This is a genomic window from Burkholderia sp. 22PA0106, from assembly GCF_047497155.1.
Classification (GTDB): domain Bacteria; phylum Pseudomonadota; class Gammaproteobacteria; order Burkholderiales; family Burkholderiaceae; genus Burkholderia.
Map to the genome: position 1 here is coordinate 3,384,139 of NZ_CP163163.1, position 17,464 is coordinate 3,401,602.

Below are 17,464 nucleotides of genomic sequence, written 5' to 3' on the forward strand. Positions count from 1 at the left end.
ACCCCATGGCCGAATCGTTCACGCCCCGCGCGCCGCGCGCCGCCACCTTCGCGGCGGACCGCCGCGCGCTGCCCCGTTGGCATTTCCCGGCGGCCCTGCTGGCCGGCGCGGCCAACACGCTGAGCTTCGCGCCCACGCCGCACGGCGGCTGGCTGCAACTGCTGGTGTTCGTGTGGTTCTTTGCGCAGCTCGCGCGCACCGGCACGCGCTGGCAGGCCACGCTGACCGGCGCGGCGTTCGGCTTCGGCAACTTCCTGACCGGCATCTGGTGGCTCTATATCAGCATGCACGTGTATGGCGAGATGGCGGCCTGGATCGCGGGCGGCGCGCTCGCGCTGTTCTGCTTGTACCTGTGCGTGTATCCGGCGCTGTCCGCGCTGATCTGGGCGCTTGCCTCGGGCCGGGGCGCGGGCCGCACGTTCGCTCCGAGCTGGCACGGCGCGTTGGCGTTCGCCAGCGCCTGGGCGCTCGGCGAATGGGCGCGCGGCACCGTGTTCACCGGTTTTCCGTGGCTCGCGAGCGGCTATGCGCAGGTCGATGGCCCGTTCGCCGGCTATGCGCCGGTGGCCGGCGTGTATGGCGTGGGCTGGGTGCTCGCGCTGTTCGCGGCGCTGGTGGTCAACGTGATCGTCAGCGCGCGCCGCGGGCGCGGCACGGCCTTGAGCGGCCCGCTCGCGCCGGCCACGCTGGCCGTGGCGCTGGTCGCGATCGGCCTGCTGCTGCCGATGGTGCCGTGGACCAAGCCCGAGAATCAACCGCTGCACGTGCGTCTGCTGCAAGGCAACGTCAAGCAGGACGTCAAGTTCGAGCAGGCCGGCATCGACGCCGCCATCAAGATGTACACGAAGATGATCACCGAGCGGCCGGCCGACCTGGTGGTCACGCCCGAAACGGCGATCGCGGTGATGATCCAGGATCTGCCACTGCCGTTCGCCAAGGCGGTGCGCAGCTTCGTCGACAAGACCGGCACCTCGGTGCTGTTCGGTGCGGTGGGCGACACGATCCTGCCCGACGGCAGCGTCGTCGACTACACCAACAGCCTGTACGGCGTGACGCCCGGCTCGATGGACATCTACCACTACGACAAGCACCACCTGGTGCCGTTCGGCGAGTTCATCCCGTGGGGCTTCCACTGGTTCGTCAACCTGATGAAGATGCCGCTCGGCGATTTCGCGCGCGGCGCGCTGGTGCAGAAGCCGTTCCTGGTCCACAACCAGCCGGTGATGGCCGACATCTGCTACGAGGATCTGTTCGGCGAGGGCATTGCCGCGACCGTGCGCGAAAACGCGCCGTCGCCAGGCATCCTCGTGAACGTGACCAACCTCGCCTGGTTCGGCGACACCATCGCACTCGACCAGCATCTGCAGATCGCGCGGATGCGCTCGCTCGAAACGGGCCGGCCGATGCTGCGCGCGACCAACACCGGCATGACGGCCGCGATCGACGCGCACGGCCGCGTGCTCGACCAGCTCAAGCCGTTCACGATCGGCGCGATCGACGTCACCGTGGAAGGCACTCAGGGCATCACGCCGTTCGTCGCGAACGGCAATGCCATCGTGCTGGGCGTGGCGCTCGTGCTGCTGGTGCTCGCCTTCGCGATCGGGCCGCGCCTGCGCCGCGGCGCGCGCGGCTGAACGCACGCGTAGCCGCCGCCACCAACCCGCTCACGCGTCAGCGGCCCTCATCGGCCGCATCCGACCACGCGCTGCCGGCCCCGGCCAGCGCGCGCAGGTCCTGCGCGACCGCGTCGAGCACCGGCGCCCATTGCAGGAACGCCGGCTGGCGATACAGCGTGGCCGACGGATAGAGCGGGCTGTCGCGCCGCTCCAGTTGCCACACCCAATGCGGATTCACGTCGAGCAGCACCCAGGTCGCCTGCCCCACCGCGCCGCTCAGGTGCGCCATCGACGTGCAGCATGTGATCACCAGATCGAGCGCGCCGACGTAGGCAGCCGTGTCGTCGAAATTCCGCCATTCGGCGCTGTGATCGACGATCGGCAAACCCGCCGCACGCGCCGCCTCCACCTCCGCGCCGAGGCCCGGCTGCAGCGAATGAAACGTCACGCCCTCGACGCCCGCGAACGCGGCCGCGTAACGCTCGATGCCAACGCGCCGGAACGGATTGCGCTGATGCGACGGGCTGCCCGTCCACGCGAGGCCGACGCGCAGCCGCTCGCCGGGCGCCGCCTCGGCCTCGAAGCGGGTGCGCCATGCATCGACGGCGCCCGGGTCGGCCGTCAGATACGGCACGTTGGCGCCGGCCGCCGCGTCGGGCAGGCCGAGTTGCCAGGGCACGCTGCCGATCGGCAGCTGGTAGTCGGCGGCGGGCAGATGCTCGATCGCGCCGTCGTTGCTGTACAGCTCGACATGCTGGCCGAGGCTGCGCGAGAGCAGCGCGCCCATCTGTGCGAACGAATTCCACACCAGCCGCCCGCCCTCGCGATGCACGCGCGCGGCCAGCAGCGGAATCGTGCGCGCCAGTTGCAGCAGGTCGCCCATGCCCTGTTCGCCCCACACCAGCAAGGTCTTGCCGGCCAGCGATTCGCCATGCCAGCGCGGCGCGGCCATGGCCGGGCGCGTGCCGCGCAGCTCGCTCGAACCGTGCCAGCGCGATTCGTGGCCGAACCAGCCGTCGGCGAAATTGCCGCGCACGAGCTGGATGATGCCGAGATTGAAGCGGAAGGTTTCGTCGTCGGGCGACAGCGCCAGCGCGCGCTGCGCGCAGCGCTCGGCGTCGTCCCAGCGCTGCGCTTCCTTGTAGGCGCACGACGCGTTGTTCTGGGCCAGCGCGCTGTCCGGCGCCAGTTCGAGCGCGCGTTCGGCCGCGGCCACCGAGCGTTCGAGGTCGTAACGCGCGCGGTAGGACACCACCAGGTTGATCCAGGCCTGCTCGTCGCGCGGGTTCGCCGCGACGGCCTGCTCCAGCAAGGCCAGCTCCTCGGCCGGATCGCCGCCCGTGATGCGCACCGCGATCGCCAGGTTGTTGCGCAGCGACGGCCAGTCGGGCATCAGTTCGAGCACACGCCGGTACGGCACGATCGCCTCGGCGTGACGGCCGCCCATCTGCAGCGCATAGCCGCAATTGAACGCCAGTGCGGCCACCTCCGGCTCGATGCGCCACACGCAGGCCGCGAACTCGGCCGCATCGCCGTAGCGCTGCTGTTCGAGCAGCGTGACGGTGAGCCGCGCGAGCGATTCGTAATCGAGCGCATGCAGCCGCGAGGCCGCGTCGAGCCAGAAGGCGCGCGCCTCGGTGCGGCCGGATTCGGTCGCCGCCACGGCTTCGCGGAGGAATTCGAGCAAGGACGGATAGAGCGGGAACTGCGGATCGACGGGCGGTCTGAACATGGCGGGCATGGGGGCCGGGCATCGGCGGACAGGGCAATGGAATGCATCTTACCGCGCTGTTATGCCGCATCGACAGCGACGTGCGCGACGCCTGCCCGCTGTATCGCGCATGCGCTCGCGACACGCTCACGAGGCACGCTCGCCGCCTCGCGCGAACGCGTCGCGCATCCGTGCGGCGCACCGCCATACCCCGCAAGATTCGCGCCTCGACACGCGTGCCGGCCGTTCCGGCGTCACGGTCGCGCCGATCCGGTAAAATTACGCGTTTTACGCCCATCCAAGCCGCGCACCGGACTGGAGCGCCGGTCCGAGTCGCCTCGCGCCAGCCCCCGTCGGAACGCCCAGCGCCTACGAAGGCCCCTCATGCTCACGTTTCAACAAATCATCCTGACGCTCCAGTCCTACTGGGACAAACAGGGTTGTGCCCTGCTCCAGCCCATCGACATGGAAGTCGGCGCAGGCACCTCGCACGTTCACACGTTCCTGCGCGCGATCGGCCCCGAGCCGTGGCGCGCCGCCTACGTGCAACCGTCGCGCCGCCCGAAGGACGGCCGCTACGGCGCGAACCCGAACCGCCTGCAGCACTACTACCAGTATCAGGTGGTCATGAAGCCGGCCCCGGAGAACATCCTCGATCTCTACCTCGGCTCGCTCGAAGCGCTCGGCTTCGACCTGAAGCAGAACGACGTGCGCTTCGTCGAGGACGACTGGGAGAACCCCACGCTCGGCGCCTGGGGCCTCGGCTGGGAAGTCTGGCTGAACGGCATGGAAGTCACGCAGTTCACGTATTTCCAGCAGGCCGGCGGCCTCGATTGCAAGCCGGTGCTCGGCGAGATCACGTACGGGCTCGAACGCCTCGCGATGTATCTGCAGAAGGTGGAAAACGTCTACGACCTGATCTGGACGGAGTGGGAAGAACTCGGCCCGAACGGCCCGGAACTGCGCCGCCTGACCTACGGCGACGTGTATCACCAGAACGAAGTCGAGCAATCGACCTACAACTTCGAGCACGCCAACGTCGATCTGCTGTTCACGTTCTTCAACAGCTACGAAGCCGAAGCGAAACGGATGATCGAGGCGAAGCTCGCGCTGCCCGCCTACGAACTCGTGCTGAAGGCCGGCCACACGTTCAACCTGCTCGACGCACGCGGCGCGATCTCGGTCACCGAGCGCGCGGCCTACATCGGCCGAATTCGCGCGCTGTCCCGGCTCGTGGCGCAGTCCTACTACGAATCGCGCGAGGCGCTCGGCTTCCCGATGATCGGCAATCCGGTGCGCGGCGTGCCGGGCCTCGCCACGGCCGCCGACGCGGCCCAGCCGGGCTGGGTTCCGCCCCTGAAGGCCGAACGCAAGATCGACAAGGACTGACGAGATTCCTCCCACCATGACGCACACCCATACCGCTCCCCTCCTCGTCGAACTGCTGACCGAGGAACTGCCGCCGAAGGCGCTCGCCCGCCTCGGCGACGCCTTTGCCGAAGGCCTCGCGCAGCGCCTCGCCGCGCGCGACCTGACCGACGGCGAACCCGTGTTCGAACGCTACGCCACGCCGCGCCGCCTGGCCGTGGTGATCCGCAACGTGCGCGCCGTCGCGCCGGATCGCCAGGTTCGCGAGAAAGTGCTGCCCGTGTCGGTCGCACTCGACGCCGAAGGCAAGCCCACCCCGCCGCTCGCGAAGAAGCTCGCGGCGCTCGGCCACCCCGACCTCGCCATCGATTCGCTCGAACGCGCCCAGGACGGCAAGGCCGAAGCGTTCTTCATCAACTACTCGGCGCCCGGCGCGCAACTGGCCGACGGCCTGCAGGCCGCGCTCGACGACACGCTCGCCAAGCTGCCGATCCCGAAGGTGATGACGTATCAACGCCCGGACGGCACCGACGTGCGCTTCGTGCGCCCGGTGCTGCGCCTGACCGTGCTGCACGACACGCAGGTCGTGCCGGTCACCGCGTTCGGCATCGACGCCGGCGACACCACGCTCGGCCACCGCTTCCTGTCGACGGGCGCCGTGGCGATCCGCTCGGCCGAAACCTATGCCGATACGCTGCGCGAGAAAGGCCGCGTGATCGCGCACTTCGTCGACCGCCGCGAATCGATCCGCACGGCGCTCGCCGCCCATGCCGAAAGCGACACGGTGGTGATGCCCGAAGCGCTGCTCGACGAGGTCAACGCGCTGGTCGAATGGCCGGTGGTGTATGCCTGCAACTTCGAGGACGAATTCCTGGACGTGCCTCAGGAATGCCTGATCCTGACGATGCAGACCAACCAGAAGTATTTCGCGCTGACCGATGCCGCCGGCAAGCTGCGCTCGCGCTTCCTGATCGTCTCGAACATCGAGACGCCCACGCCGGGCGACATCGTCGAAGGCAACGAGCGCGTGGTGCGCCCGCGCCTGGCCGATGCGAAGTTCTTCTTCGAGACCGATAAAAAGACCCGCCTCGCCGATCGCGTGCCGCGCCTGGCCAACGTCGTCTATCACAACAAGCTCGGCTCGCAGCTCGCGCGCGTCGAGCGGATCGAATCGATCGCCGCGCAGATCGCGCCGGCCGTCGGCGCCGATGCCGCACTCGCGCAACGCGCCGCGCGCCTGGCCAAGGCCGACCTGCTGACCGACATGGTGGGCGAGTTCCCCGAGCTGCAAGGCACGATGGGCACCTACTACGCGCGCCACGACGGCGAGCCGGACGAAGTCGCCGTCGCCTGCACCGAGCATTACCAGCCTCGCTTCTCCGGCGACACGCTGCCGGCCGCGCCGGTCAGCACGGCGGTTGCGCTGGCCGACAAGCTCGAAACGATCGTCGGCATCTGGGGCATCGGCCTCGCGCCCACGGGCGAGAAGGACCCGTTCGCGCTGCGCCGTCACGCGCTCGGCGTGCTGCGCCTGCTGCTCGAAAAGCAGTTGCCGCTCGACCTCGTCGAACTGCTGCGCACGGCCTACGCGAGCTTCGCCGGCATCGACGGCGTGGCCGATTCGACCGCCGCGATCTACGCGTTCTTCCTCGATCGCCTGCGCGGCATCCTGCGCGAGCGCGGCTACTCGACGGGCGAGATCGAAGCCGTGCTCGGCCTCGAACCGACGCGCGTCGACGACCTGATCGCCCGCCTCGATGCGGTGCGCGAGTTCACGCGTCTAACCGAGGCGGAAGCGCTCGCCGCTGCCAACAAGCGGATCTCGAACATCCTGAAGAAGTCGGAAGGCGGCGCGCCGGGCGAAGTTCAACCGGCCCTGCTGGCCGAGCCGGCCGAACAGGCGCTCGCCGCGCAACTGGCGGAAGTCACGCCGCGCGTGCAGTCGCAACTGGCCGCGCGCGACTACACGGGCGCGCTGTCGGCGCTCGCCGCGCTGCGCGCCCCGGTCGATACCTTCTTCAACGACGTGATGGTCAACGCCGAGGATCCCGCGCTGCGCGCGAACCGCCTCGCGCTGCTGTCGGCGCTGCATCAGCAGATGAACTGCGTCGCCGACATCTCGAAGCTCGCCGCGTAAGCGGCGCGCCCCACGTCACGCGCGCCAGGAGAACGTCATGCCCCACCGCAAGCTCGTCGTCCTCGACCGGGACGGCGTCATCAACGTCGATTCGGATGCGTTCATCAAGACGCCCGACGAGTGGATCGCGCTGCCCGGCAGCCTCGAAGCGATCGCACGGCTCAACCACGCGGGCTACCGCGTGGTGGTCGCCACCAACCAGTCGGGCATCGGCCGCGGGCTGTTCGACATGGCGGCGCTCAACGCCATGCATCTGAAGATGCACAAGGCTGCCGCCACGGTCGGCGCGCGCATCGACGCGGTGTTCTACTGCCCGCACACGGCCAACGACAACTGCGATTGCCGCAAGCCGAAGCCGGGCATGATGACGATGATCTCGGAGCGCTTCGAGATCGACGCGGACGAAACGCCGATCGTCGGCGATTCGCTGCGCGACCTGCAAGCCGGCGTCGCGGTCGGCTTCCGGCCGCATCTGGTGCTCACGGGCAAGGGCCGCAAGACGCTCGCGGCCGGCAACCTCCCCGAGGGCACGCGCGTGCACGACGACCTGCGCGCGTTCGCGCTCGATTTCCTGTCACGGGAGCCGGGCTGATCTGACGGCGCGCCACCCGTTCCACCGTTTCCGTCGTTTCCGCTGTTTCGCCTACGTCCGAACCAAGCCGATGCTCATCATCCGTTCCCTGTTGCTGTTTCTCTATCTCGTGCTGTACACGGTGCCGTATGCGACCGCGTGCTTCATCGCGTTCCCGTTCCTGCGCCCCGACGCACGCTACTGGATGGCGGCCGGCTGGTGCCGTTCGACGCTCTTCGTGGTGCGCGTGCTGAACGGCATCCGCTACCGCATCGAAGGCATGGAAAACCTGCCGGACGGCCCCGCCGTGCTGCTCTCGAAGCATCAATCGGCCTGGGAAACGCTGGCCTTCCCGGCGCTGATGCCGCGCCCGCTCTGCTACGTGTTCAAGCGCGAGCTGCTCTACGTGCCGTTCTTCGGCTGGGCGCTCGGCCTGCTGCACATGGTCAACATCAACCGCAAGGAAGGCAAGTACGCTTTCGACTCGGTGATCCGCCAGGGCAAGAAGCGGCTCTCGGAAGGCGCCTGGGTGATCATGTTCCCCGAAGGCACGCGCACGCCCACCGGCCGCCAGGGCAAATACAAGACGGGCGGTGCCCGCTTCGCGGTGGGCGCAGGTGCCCCGGTCGTGCCGATCGCCCACAACGCAGGACGCGTCTGGCCACGCAATTCGTTCACCAAGTATCCGGGTATAGTCACGGTGTCGATCGGCAAGCCGATCGATTCGCGCGGCCTGAGCCCCGACGAGTTGAACACGCGCGTCGAGCAATGGATCGAAGCGGAAATGCGCCGCATCGATCCCGAAGCCTACCGCCACGAAAGCGGTGGCGCGGACGGTGGTACACCTCCGGCACACGCCGCACGATCCTGATTCAAGGTTTCATTCATATTGCGTACTGCCAAACGAATCGATCTGATGCCCAAGCGTCCCAGGCCGCGGCCCGCCGTGGTCGCACTCGATCATCACCAACTCGATCTGCCGCTGTTCGACGGCCCGCCGCCCTCGCCGTCCGCATCGCCGTCGCCGGAGCGCGACCGCTCGCTGCGCAAGCTGACGCTCGACGGGCGCGTGCTCGAATACCGGTTGCGGCGCTCCGCGCGCCGCACGATCGGCTTTGCGATCGACGGCAGCGGCCTCACCATCACGGCGCCGCGCTGGGTCACGCTGGCCGACGTCGAGGCGGCGATCGCCGAGAAGCGCCGCTGGATCTTCGCCAAGCTGGCCGAATGGCAAACCCGCATCGAGCAACGCGCGCTGCCGCAGATCGACTGGAAGGACGGCGCGCGCCTTCCGTACCTCGGCAAGCCGGTGGAAATCGCCCTGGCCTCGGCCGACGGCACGCTCACCTACCATGCCGAACGCGCGGTGCTCGCGCTGGGGCTGCCCGTGCATGCCGACGCGCAACAGATCAAGGATCGCGTGCAGGGCTGGCTGCAGGGTGAAGCGAAGCGCGTGTTCGGCGAGCGGCTCGTGGTGTACGCCGAAAAGCTCGGCGTCCGCTACAGCGCCTACGCGCTGTCGTCGGCCTCCACGCGCTGGGGCAGTTGTTCGAGCGACGGCAAGATCCGCCTGAACTGGCGGCTCGTGCACTTCCCGATCTCGATCATCGATTACGTGGTGGCGCACGAGCTTTCGCATCTGCGCGAGATGAACCACAGCCCGGCGTTCTGGCAGACGGTCGAATCGATCTTCCCGGAATTCCGCGAGGCGCGGCACACGCTCAAGAACCATCCGCCCGAGTTGCTGCCGGCGCTATAAGCACCCGCTCACGCACCCCACAACGAAAAAGCGCCCCGCGGGGCGCTTTTTTCATCGGCAACTCAACTGCCGGCCAACCGTTCAGTCGCGCGAGCCGCGCGTGCCGGCCTGGATGAACTCGATCTTGTAGCCGTCCGGATCTTCGACGAAGGCGATCACGGTCTTGCCGTGCTTCATCGGGCCGGCCTCGCGCGTGACCTTGCCGCCCTGCGCCTTGATGGCGTCGCAGGCAGCGTAGGCATCGTCGACTTCGAGGGCGATGTGGCCGTAGCCGGTGCCGAGCTCGTACGACGAGGTATCCCAGTTATGGGTCAGCTCGAGCACCGTGCCCGTGGTTTCGTCCTCGTAACCGACGAAGGCCAGCGTGAACTTGCCTTCCGGGTAGTCGTGGCGGCGCAGCAGCTTCATTCCGAGCAGTTCCGTATAGAACTTGATCGAGCGGTCGAGATCGCCGACGCGCAGCATGGTGTGCAGCATTCGCATGATGAGGGACTCCGTGGGGACTGTTTTTTGGGAACGGCCGAATTTACCAGACCCGGCCGATGTTCGCCGGGCGCGCCGCGAACACCTTATGCGCGCGCAGCCGCCACGCGTTGCGCCAGATCGACGTATTCGGCCACGCCGACATCCTCGGCGCGACGCGCCAGATCGAAACCGAGCGCATCGAAATCCACCGTGTCGCGATACCCATGCAGCGTGTTGCGCAACATCTTGCGGCGCTGCGAGAACGCGGCCGTGACCACCTCGCCGAGCACCTCGACATCGACCGGCGCGATTTCGTGCGGCGCGTACGGAATCATCCGCACGATCGCCGAATCGACCTTCGGCGGCGGCTGGAACGACTCGGGCGGCACGTCGAGCATCTTGTCCATCACGTAGCGGTATTGCAGCATCACGGACAGGCGGCTGAACGCCTTCGAGCCCGGCTCGGCCACCATCCGCTCGACCACCTCGTTCTGCAACATGAAGTGCTGATCGACGACGCGTTCGGCAAACGTCATCAGATGGAACAGCAGCGGGCTGGAGATGTTGTACGGCAGGTTGCCGATGATGCGCAGCGTGGGCTTGTCGCCGGGCAGCGCCAGCGCGCCGAAGTCGAACGCCAGCGCATCGCCGGCGTGCAGTTCGAGCAGCTCGCCGAAGCGCTGCTTGAGGCGGCCGATCAGGTCACGATCGAGTTCGACCGCATGCAGCGGCGATTCGGCGGTGGCGAGGCATTCGATCACGGGGCCGGTGAGTGCACCGAGGCCCGGCCCGATTTCGACCATGCGCTCGCCTCGCACGGGACGAATCGTCCTGACGATCGAATCGATCACGCCGTGATCGACGAGAAAGTTCTGCCCGAAGCGCTTGCGCGCGAAGTGTCCCTGGTGCTGTCTGCTGTTCGACATCGAAAACGAAAAAAACGAAAAAGGTGTGACGGCTGCTTCAGCCGGCGCGACGGTGACGTGCCATCGCCACGGCGGTATCGAGCGCGGCGATCAGGCTGCCGCAATCGGCGCGGCCGGTGCCGGCCAGGTCGAGCGCGGTGCCGTGATCGACCGAGGTCCGCACGATCGGCAGGCCGAGCGTGACGTTGATGCCTTCGCCGAACGTCGCGTACTTCAGGACCGGCAGGCCCTGGTCATGAAACATCGCGAGCACGCAATCGGCGTGTTCGAGATGGCGTGGCTGGAACAAGGTGTCGGCCGGATACGGGCCGCGCGCATCGATGCCGCGCGCCTGGGCCTGCGCGAGCGCCGGCGAGATCACGTCGATTTCCTCGCGGCCCAGATAGCCGTTCTCGCCCGCGTGCGGGTTCAGGCCGGTCACGAGGATGCGAGGCGCGGCGAGGCCGAAATGACGGCGCAGGTCGCGATCGATGATGGCCAGCGTGTCGACCAGCCCGTCGATGGTGAGCGCGGCGGATACGTCCTTGAGCGGCAGGTGTGTGGTGGCCAGCGCGACGCGCAACGGCCGTTCGCCGGTGCCCGCCAGCATCATGACGACGCGCGCGGTGCCGGTGCGTTCGGCCAGGTATTCGGTATGGCCGGTAAACGGCACGCCGGCATCGTTGATGGTGCTTTTCTGCAGCGGCGCGGTGACGATCGCGTCGTACTCGCCGGCCGTGGCGCCGTCGATCGCGGCGTCGAGCAGGCCGAGCACATACGGGCCGTTGGCCGCATCGAGCCGGCCTGCCTGCGACGGCACGGCCAGCGGCCGATGCACGATGTCGACGCCGCCGCCGAGCACCGCCGGATCGACGCCCGCGGCCTGCGCGCGCTCGGCGAACAGGGCCGCGTCGCACAACACCGCGAAACGCGCATCGGGCCAGCGAGTGGCCGCTTCCGTCAGCGCCCGCGCGCACAGCTCGGGACCGACGCCGGCCGGCTCGCCGGTGGTGATCGCGATGCGCAGCGGGGCGTCGGACATGGCGGTACGGCTCAGTTCGCCAGCGGCGCGTTCTTGATCTGCACGTAGGACGAATCGCGCAGCTCGCGCAGCCAGTCGGCATACGCCTGCTCGGCCTTGCGCTGGCCGATCGCCTGACGGGCGATGTCCATCTGCTTCTGCACCGAGCCTTCCGCGTCGCGGCGGCCCAGCACCTGGATCAAGTGGTAACCGTATTCGCTGCGCACCGGCTGGCTGACCTGGCCGTCCTGAAGCTGGTTCATGGCGCGTTCGAATTCCGGCACCGTCTCGCCCGGGCTGATCCAGCCGAGGTCGCCGCCTTGCGAGGCCGAGCCGTCTTGCGAATAGGTGCGCGCGAAGTTGGCGAAATCGCCGCCGGCCTCGACCTGGTTACGGATGTCGATCAGTTGCTGGCGCGCCTGGGCTTCGGACTTGCCGTCGCCGACGCGCAGCAGGATGTGGCGCACGTGGGTTTGCACGATCTTCGGCGACGCGCCCGCGGTGCCCGCCGCCGGGCGACGGTCGACCAGACGCACGATTTCGAAGCCGTCCGGCACGCGGATCAGGGCCGGATTGACCTGGCCGGGACGCAGTTGCGCGACGGCCTGCACGACGTCGGCCGGCAGCGCGCTTTGCGACTTGAAGCCGAGATCGCCGCCCGTCTTCGCGTCCTTCGCTTCCGAATCGCTCTTGGCGAGCTTCTCGAAGTTCGTGCCCGAGGCGAGCGCCTGCTTGAGCAGCGCGTCGGCCTTCTTCTGGGCGGTGTCGATCTGCGCTTCCGGCGCGTTCTGCGGCGCGGCGACGAAGATATGCTCGAGCCGCACGTCCTGCTGCGAACCGGCGTTCGGGCCACGCTGGCTGGCGATGTAGGCCGCCACTTCGGAATCGGTCACGGTGATCTTGCTGTCGACTTCCTTCTCGCGCAGGCGCGACAGCAGCAGTTCGTTGCGCGCATCGCCGACGAACGTGCTCCAGGGCACGCCGAGCTTCTCGAGCTGGGCCTGGTACTGGTCGAGCGTCATGTTGTTGGCCGCGGCGAGCCGTTGCAGCGTGCTTTGCACGGTCGCATCGGTCACGGTGATGCCGTCTTCCTTCGCCTTCTGCAACTGGATGCGCTCCACCACCATCTGGTTCAGCACCTGCGAGCGCAGCTCGTCCATCGGCGGCACCGGCGAGTTCTGCTGTTGCAGGCGGCGCGAAATCAGGCTGACGCGCTGATCGAGCTCGCGGCCCGTGATCACGCCGTCGTTGACGACCGCCACGACTTCGTCGGCCAGCGTCGCGCCTTTCGCGCCGAGCGCCTGCGCGGCCGCCGGGGTGACGGACAGCAGCGACATGACGGCGACCAGACCGGACACGATTGCTGCGAAGCGAAGGGATTTCTTCATTGCCACGGAAACTCCATTGAAAGCAGGCTGGGCTCGCGCCGCAGCGGATGCGGACGCTTTAGTCATAGTTGCTGAATCGGGCCAGCGGCGGCGCCTGCGGCGGCAGCGGCGTGTAGCCCGGGACGCCTTCCTTGAAGGCGGCGACGAGGCCGTTGTCGACGCTCGTGAGCCCCTTGAGCGTCAGTTGGGCCATGAAGCGCGTCGCGGAGTTCTGCTGCCCCGACGTGTTCACGCCGTTCGCGATGCGCTGGATGCCGACGCCGAGCGCCCAGCAGTCGGCATCGTACTGGAAGCCAAGTAGACCGTCGACCACGCGCTTGCTGGCCAGATCGTAGTTGAACCGGCCGACCGCGTAGAGGCGGCGCGTGAGCGGCCATTGGCCCGAGATCAGCACCTGGTTGATCGGCTCGTTGTCCAGCGTGGTGTTGGCGCGCGTGTAGCGATAGGCAACGTTGATCACGCGGCGCTCGGCCGGGCTCCAGCCGAAGCCCACGCTCGATTTCACGAGCTGGTTGTTGTCCGCGTTGTACTGGAACGCCGTTTCCGACGCGAAATTCGCGCCCAGCTTGATCGACGCGCCGACGATCAGGTCCGAATGGCGGGCCTGGGTGGCGGCCTGGGTCTGGCCGAGCGTGACGCGCTGATCGGTGAAGTAGTACTGCTGGGCGATCACGAAGCGCGCGCGCTCGTCGCCCGTGGCCGGGTTCAGGAAACGCGTGGTGATCGCGGCCGTCAGGCGGTTTTCGTCGGCGATCCGGTCGTTGCCGACGAACGTGTTCGTCGTGAAGATCTCGGCAAGCCCGAAATCCGATTCGGCCGTGTCGAACAGCGGCGCGTTGAGCTGGTTGCGGTACGGCGTGTAGACGTAGAACAGGCGCGGTTCGAGCGTCTGGATGAAGTCCTGCCCGAACAGCCGCACCGAACGGTCGAACACCAGCCCGCTGTCGAGCGAGAGCGTCGGAATCGAGTAGGTGAAGCGCTTCGGCTGGCCCGGAATGCCGCCCGTCGTGGTGGTCAGGTCGTAGGATGCGATGTGCATCTGCGCCTTCGGCACGAAGAAGTAGCCGGGGCCGTAGACGCCGTACGACACGTACGGGTTGAACATCACGCGGTCGCCTTCCGGCTGATCCGCGGTGGTGATGCGGAACCGCGAGTAATCGGCTTCCGCGCCGAAATCGAAGCCGCCGACGTCGTACTTCGTGTACTTGACGTTCAACTGCGGCTCGCGGCCGTACGGCGCGATCGACGGCGGCAGCGTCTGCCAGTGCTGATAGCGCGCCAGCACGGCCCACGGGCCGTTGTTATACGTCAGGCCCGCTTCCTGTTGATACAGGGTTTGCGTGCCGTTGGCGAACTGGTTCGTCGAACCGAGGTCTTCCGGATAGGTGCTGTCCGAGACCTTGTTGTAGTAGATGTAGCCGCCGAAACCGCCGCCGAAGTTCTGCTGGTGCTGCCAGTAGATCGCGTAGCGGTTACGGTGCGTCAGGTGGTCGTCGGGCAGGTACTCGCCCGTCAGCGAGCCGGCGTAGTTCGGCGACAGATAGCGGAACTCGGCGCGCGTGAAGAAGCCGCGCTTGGAAATGAGCTCCGGCGTCAGCGTCAGGTCGCGGTTCGGCGCGATGTTGAAGTAATACGGCGTGGCCAGCTCGAAGCCGTTGGTCGAGCTCACCGAAACCGTGGGCGGCAGGAAGCCGCTACGCCGCTCGCCCGACAGCGGGAACGTCAGCCACGGGCTGGCGAAGATCGGCACGCCCTGGAAGAACAGCACGCCGTCGCGCGCCACGCCTTCGTCGGCACCGGTGTCGAATTCGAAACGGCTGCCCTTGATGTACCAGGCCGGGTTGTCGCAGTTGCAGGCCGAATAGGTGGCGTCGGTCAGCACCGAGCGCTCGCTGTCGAGCAACTCGCCCTTGGCCGCGCTGCCCGAGCCGCCGGAGCTCGTGAAGCGGTACTTCGGCGTGCTCATGGTGCCCTGGTTCGCCTCGACCTTCAGGTGCGCTTCCGGGCCGTAGAACGTCGATCCGTTGCCCGACACCGTGACCTTGCCGTAGGCATCGGCCATGTCGGTGTCCTGATCGTAGTGCAGCGCGTCGGCCTTCACGATGGTCGTGCCGCGCCGCAGCTCGGCCGAACCCTTGGCGGCGAGATCCTGATCGGTGGTGCCGTTCGTGTGGTCGGCCAGCACGAAGCCGGCCGGCTTGCTGCCGGTGCGCAGCGGATGCTCCTCGAGCTGCGGCACGAGGCGCAAATCCCACGGCGACGCGCCGAGCGGCTGCGGCACCGCGGCCGAACCCACGAGCTGCGCCTGCGCGACCACGGGCACGAAGCCCGGTACGGCGAGCAGGGCAACCGCGAGGCGCCGTTTGCGCGTCGCGGGCTCGCTGCGGGTGACAAACGGGAAAATCGGTTTAGGCGGCATCGATATCGGGCGAGTCGGCCCCGGAGGACCCCTGCGTTCGCACGTCGAGCCCCCCGCGCAATCGAACCGTGACTGCGTCGGACGCACACGAAGGGGGCGATCGGCGGGCAGCTCGACGGGCCGCAGGCGGGCTGCGGCCCCGCAACCGGCGGGGGATTGACACGGGACGCGTCAAAAAAGTCGTGGGGTATTATATGGCAAGACGTTCCCCCCTCCCCCGAGTTTCCGTTTCGTTCGATGACGCTCCCTTCCACCGCCCCCGCCTCGCCCACTCCCGACAGCACCGACCCGCGCCGCGACCAACTGCTCGCCTGGCTGGCCGGCTTCGGCAGCCGTTACGCGCTGGATCTCGCCACGCTCGCGCCAGCCTCGGCCGATGCGAGCTTCCGGCGCTATTTCCGGCTCGCGAGCGGCACGGCGGCCGGCGGCACGGTCATCGCGGTCGACGCGCCGCCGCCCGAGAAATGCCGCGAGTTCGTGCAGATCGCCGGCCTGCTCGAGGCGGCCGGCCTGCACGCGCCCCGGGTGCTCGAACACGATTTCGAGGCGGGCTTCATGCTGGTCACCGATCTCGGCACGGCCACCTACATCGGCGCGCTCGACCCCGCCGACACCGCCGCCGCGAAGCCGCTGCTGCGCGACGCGCTCGACGCGCTGATCCGCTGGCAGCTTGCCTCGCGCGAGGGCGTGCTGCCGGCCTTCGACGAGGCGTTCCTGCGCCGCGAGATGGAACTGATGCCGGAATGGTTCGTCGGCCGCCATCTGGGCAAGACGCTCGACGAGCGCCAGCGCGGCGTGCTCGACCGCACCTTCGCGCTGCTGGTGGCGAACGGCTTGTCGCAGCCGCAAGGCTTCATGCTGCGCGACTTCATGCCGCGCAACCTGATGATCGCCGAGCCGAATCCCGGCGTGCTCGATTTCCAGGATGCCGTGTGGGGGCCGCTGTCGTACGACGTCGTCTCGCTGCTGCGCGACGCGTTCATCAGTTGGGACGAGGAATTCGAGCTCGACTGCTTCGTCTACTACTGGGAACGCGCCCGCAAGGCCGGCCTGCCGGTCGATGCCGATTTCGGCGAGTTCTACCGCCAGCTCGAATGGACGGGCCTGCAGCGCCACATCAAGGTGCTCGGGCTGTTCCCGCGCATCCACTATCGCGACGGCAAGCCGCACTACCTCGACGATCTGCCGCGCTTCCTCGGCTATGCGCGCAAGGTTGCGCAGCGCTACCGGCCGCTCGCGCCGTTCGCGAAGCTGCTCGACGAACTCGAGGGGCAGGCGTCCGTCGAAGTCGGCTATACGTTCTGACGCGCATCCCGCTTCCGCTTCCCGCTCCAGCCTTCCAGCCCTTGCCCCGATGACCGTCAAGCTCGATACCGCGATGATCTTCGCCGCCGGACGCGGCGAACGGATGCGCCCGCTCACCGACCACTGCCCGAAACCGCTGCTCGAAGCCGGCGGCAAACCGCTGATCGTCTGGCAGATCGAGCGGCTCGCCGCGGCCGGCTTCACCACCATCGTGATCAACCACGCCTGGCTCGGCGAACAGATCGAGGCCGCGCTCGGCGACGGCTCGCGCTGGGGCGTGCAACTGCGCTATTCGCCCGAAGGCGAGGCGCTGGAGACGGCCGGCGGCATCGCCCAGGCGCGGCCGCTGCTCGACGGGCCGTCGCCGATCTTCGTGGCCGTCAGCGGCGACGTGTTCTGTGAATTCGATTACGCCTCGCTGCGCGAGCGCGCCGCCGCGATGGCCGCGCTCGACGCGCCGGGCCTGCACCTGGTGATGGTGCCGAATCCGGTCTTCCATCCGCACGGCGATTTCGCGCTCGACGGCCACGGCCGGCTGTCGCTCGACGCCGCCGATGCCGCCGATACCGACGCAACGCGCTTCACGTTCGGCAATATCGGGCTCTACGACCTGCGCATGTTCGCCGACCTGCCGCCCGGTACGCGCCGCGCGCTGACGCCCTATTACCGCGACACCATCGCCGCCGGCCGCGCGACCGGCGAGCGCTACGACGGCCTGTGGGAGAACGTCGGCACGCCGGCGCAGCTCGCCGAACTCGACGCGCGGCTGCGCGGTCGCGACCACCCCACCGCCTGAGCC

At 68.1% G+C, this 17,464-nt stretch carries 14 protein-coding genes; 8 read left to right on the plus strand and 6 right to left on the minus strand.

Annotation, left to right across the window (positions count from 1 at the left end; genetic code table 11):
- Positions 1-5 precede the first annotated feature (5 nt).
- Positions 6-1,634: an apolipoprotein N-acyltransferase gene (gene lnt, locus AB4850_RS30030; protein ID WP_414443040.1), complete on the plus strand. Its 1,629-nt coding sequence runs from the start codon at positions 6-8 to the stop codon at positions 1,632-1,634.
- 37 nt (positions 1,635-1,671) lie between these two features.
- On the opposite strand, the gene AB4850_RS30035 is transcribed toward lnt, so the two are convergent.
- Complete coding sequence (locus AB4850_RS30035) at positions 1,672-3,348, minus strand: tetratricopeptide repeat protein (protein ID WP_414443041.1); 1,677 nt, start codon at positions 3,346-3,348, stop codon at positions 1,672-1,674.
- Positions 3,349-3,711: 363 nt separating this feature from the next.
- On the opposite strand from AB4850_RS30035, the gene glyQ reads away from it, so the two are divergent.
- From glyQ to AB4850_RS30060, 5 genes are all read left to right on the plus strand, one after another.
- Positions 3,712-4,716 (plus strand): glycine--tRNA ligase subunit alpha, encoded by a 1,005-nt coding sequence (glyQ, locus tag AB4850_RS30040; RefSeq protein ID WP_414443042.1) that lies wholly within the window; start codon positions 3,712-3,714, stop codon positions 4,714-4,716.
- Positions 4,717-4,732: 16 nt separating this feature from the next.
- Positions 4,733-6,832, plus strand: a complete 2,100-nt coding sequence (gene glyS / locus AB4850_RS30045) for a glycine--tRNA ligase subunit beta (RefSeq protein ID WP_414443043.1) — start codon at positions 4,733-4,735, stop codon at positions 6,830-6,832.
- A gap of 37 nt (positions 6,833-6,869) precedes the next feature.
- On the plus strand, positions 6,870-7,424 hold the full coding sequence (gmhB, locus tag AB4850_RS30050) for a D-glycero-beta-D-manno-heptose 1,7-bisphosphate 7-phosphatase (RefSeq protein ID WP_414443044.1): 555 nt from the start codon (positions 6,870-6,872) through the stop codon (positions 7,422-7,424).
- Positions 7,425-7,494: 70 nt separating this feature from the next.
- Positions 7,495-8,274 carry a lysophospholipid acyltransferase family protein gene (locus AB4850_RS30055; protein ID WP_414443045.1) on the plus strand — a complete coding sequence of 260 codons (780 nt, stop codon included), beginning with the start codon at positions 7,495-7,497 and terminating at the stop codon, positions 8,272-8,274.
- A 45-nt stretch (positions 8,275-8,319) separates the two neighbouring features.
- The gene (locus tag AB4850_RS30060) at positions 8,320-9,162 is read left to right on the plus strand and encodes a M48 family metallopeptidase (protein ID WP_414443046.1); all 843 of its coding nucleotides are present in this window, start codon (positions 8,320-8,322) and stop codon (positions 9,160-9,162) included.
- A gap of 81 nt (positions 9,163-9,243) precedes the next feature.
- Here AB4850_RS30060 and gloA read toward each other — a convergent pair whose 3' ends face one another.
- The 5 genes from gloA to AB4850_RS30085 form a co-directional block, all read right to left on the minus strand.
- Positions 9,244-9,645: a lactoylglutathione lyase gene (gene gloA, locus AB4850_RS30065; RefSeq protein WP_414443047.1), complete on the minus strand. Its 402-nt coding sequence runs from the start codon at positions 9,643-9,645 to the stop codon at positions 9,244-9,246.
- An 86-nt stretch (positions 9,646-9,731) separates the two neighbouring features.
- Entirely contained in the window at positions 9,732-10,553 is an 822-nt protein-coding gene (gene rsmA / locus AB4850_RS30070) for a 16S rRNA (adenine(1518)-N(6)/adenine(1519)-N(6))-dimethyltransferase RsmA (RefSeq protein ID WP_414443048.1), read from the minus strand.
- 37 nt (positions 10,554-10,590) lie between these two features.
- Positions 10,591-11,574, minus strand: coding sequence for a 4-hydroxythreonine-4-phosphate dehydrogenase PdxA (gene pdxA, locus AB4850_RS30075; RefSeq protein ID WP_414443049.1), 984 nt, complete (start codon positions 11,572-11,574; stop codon positions 10,591-10,593).
- Between the two features lie 11 nt (positions 11,575-11,585).
- Positions 11,586-12,941 carry a peptidylprolyl isomerase gene (locus AB4850_RS30080; protein WP_414443050.1) on the minus strand — a complete coding sequence of 452 codons (1,356 nt, stop codon included), beginning with the start codon at positions 12,939-12,941 and terminating at the stop codon, positions 11,586-11,588.
- A 58-nt stretch (positions 12,942-12,999) separates the two neighbouring features.
- A complete protein-coding gene (locus AB4850_RS30085; protein ID WP_414443051.1) occupies positions 13,000-15,360 on the minus strand; it encodes an LPS-assembly protein LptD in 2,361 nt (786 codons plus the stop codon).
- Positions 15,361-15,597: 237 nt separating this feature from the next.
- On the opposite strand from AB4850_RS30085, the gene AB4850_RS30090 reads away from it, so the two are divergent.
- Together AB4850_RS30090 and murU are read left to right on the plus strand one after the other, a co-directional pair.
- Positions 15,598-16,665, plus strand: a complete 1,068-nt coding sequence (locus AB4850_RS30090; protein ID WP_414443052.1) for an aminoglycoside phosphotransferase family protein — start codon at positions 15,598-15,600, stop codon at positions 16,663-16,665.
- Positions 16,666-16,714: 49 nt separating this feature from the next.
- Positions 16,715-17,461, plus strand: a complete 747-nt coding sequence (murU, locus tag AB4850_RS30095) for an N-acetylmuramate alpha-1-phosphate uridylyltransferase MurU (RefSeq protein ID WP_414443053.1) — start codon at positions 16,715-16,717, stop codon at positions 17,459-17,461.
- The last annotated feature ends 3 nt before the right edge of the window (positions 17,462-17,464 follow it).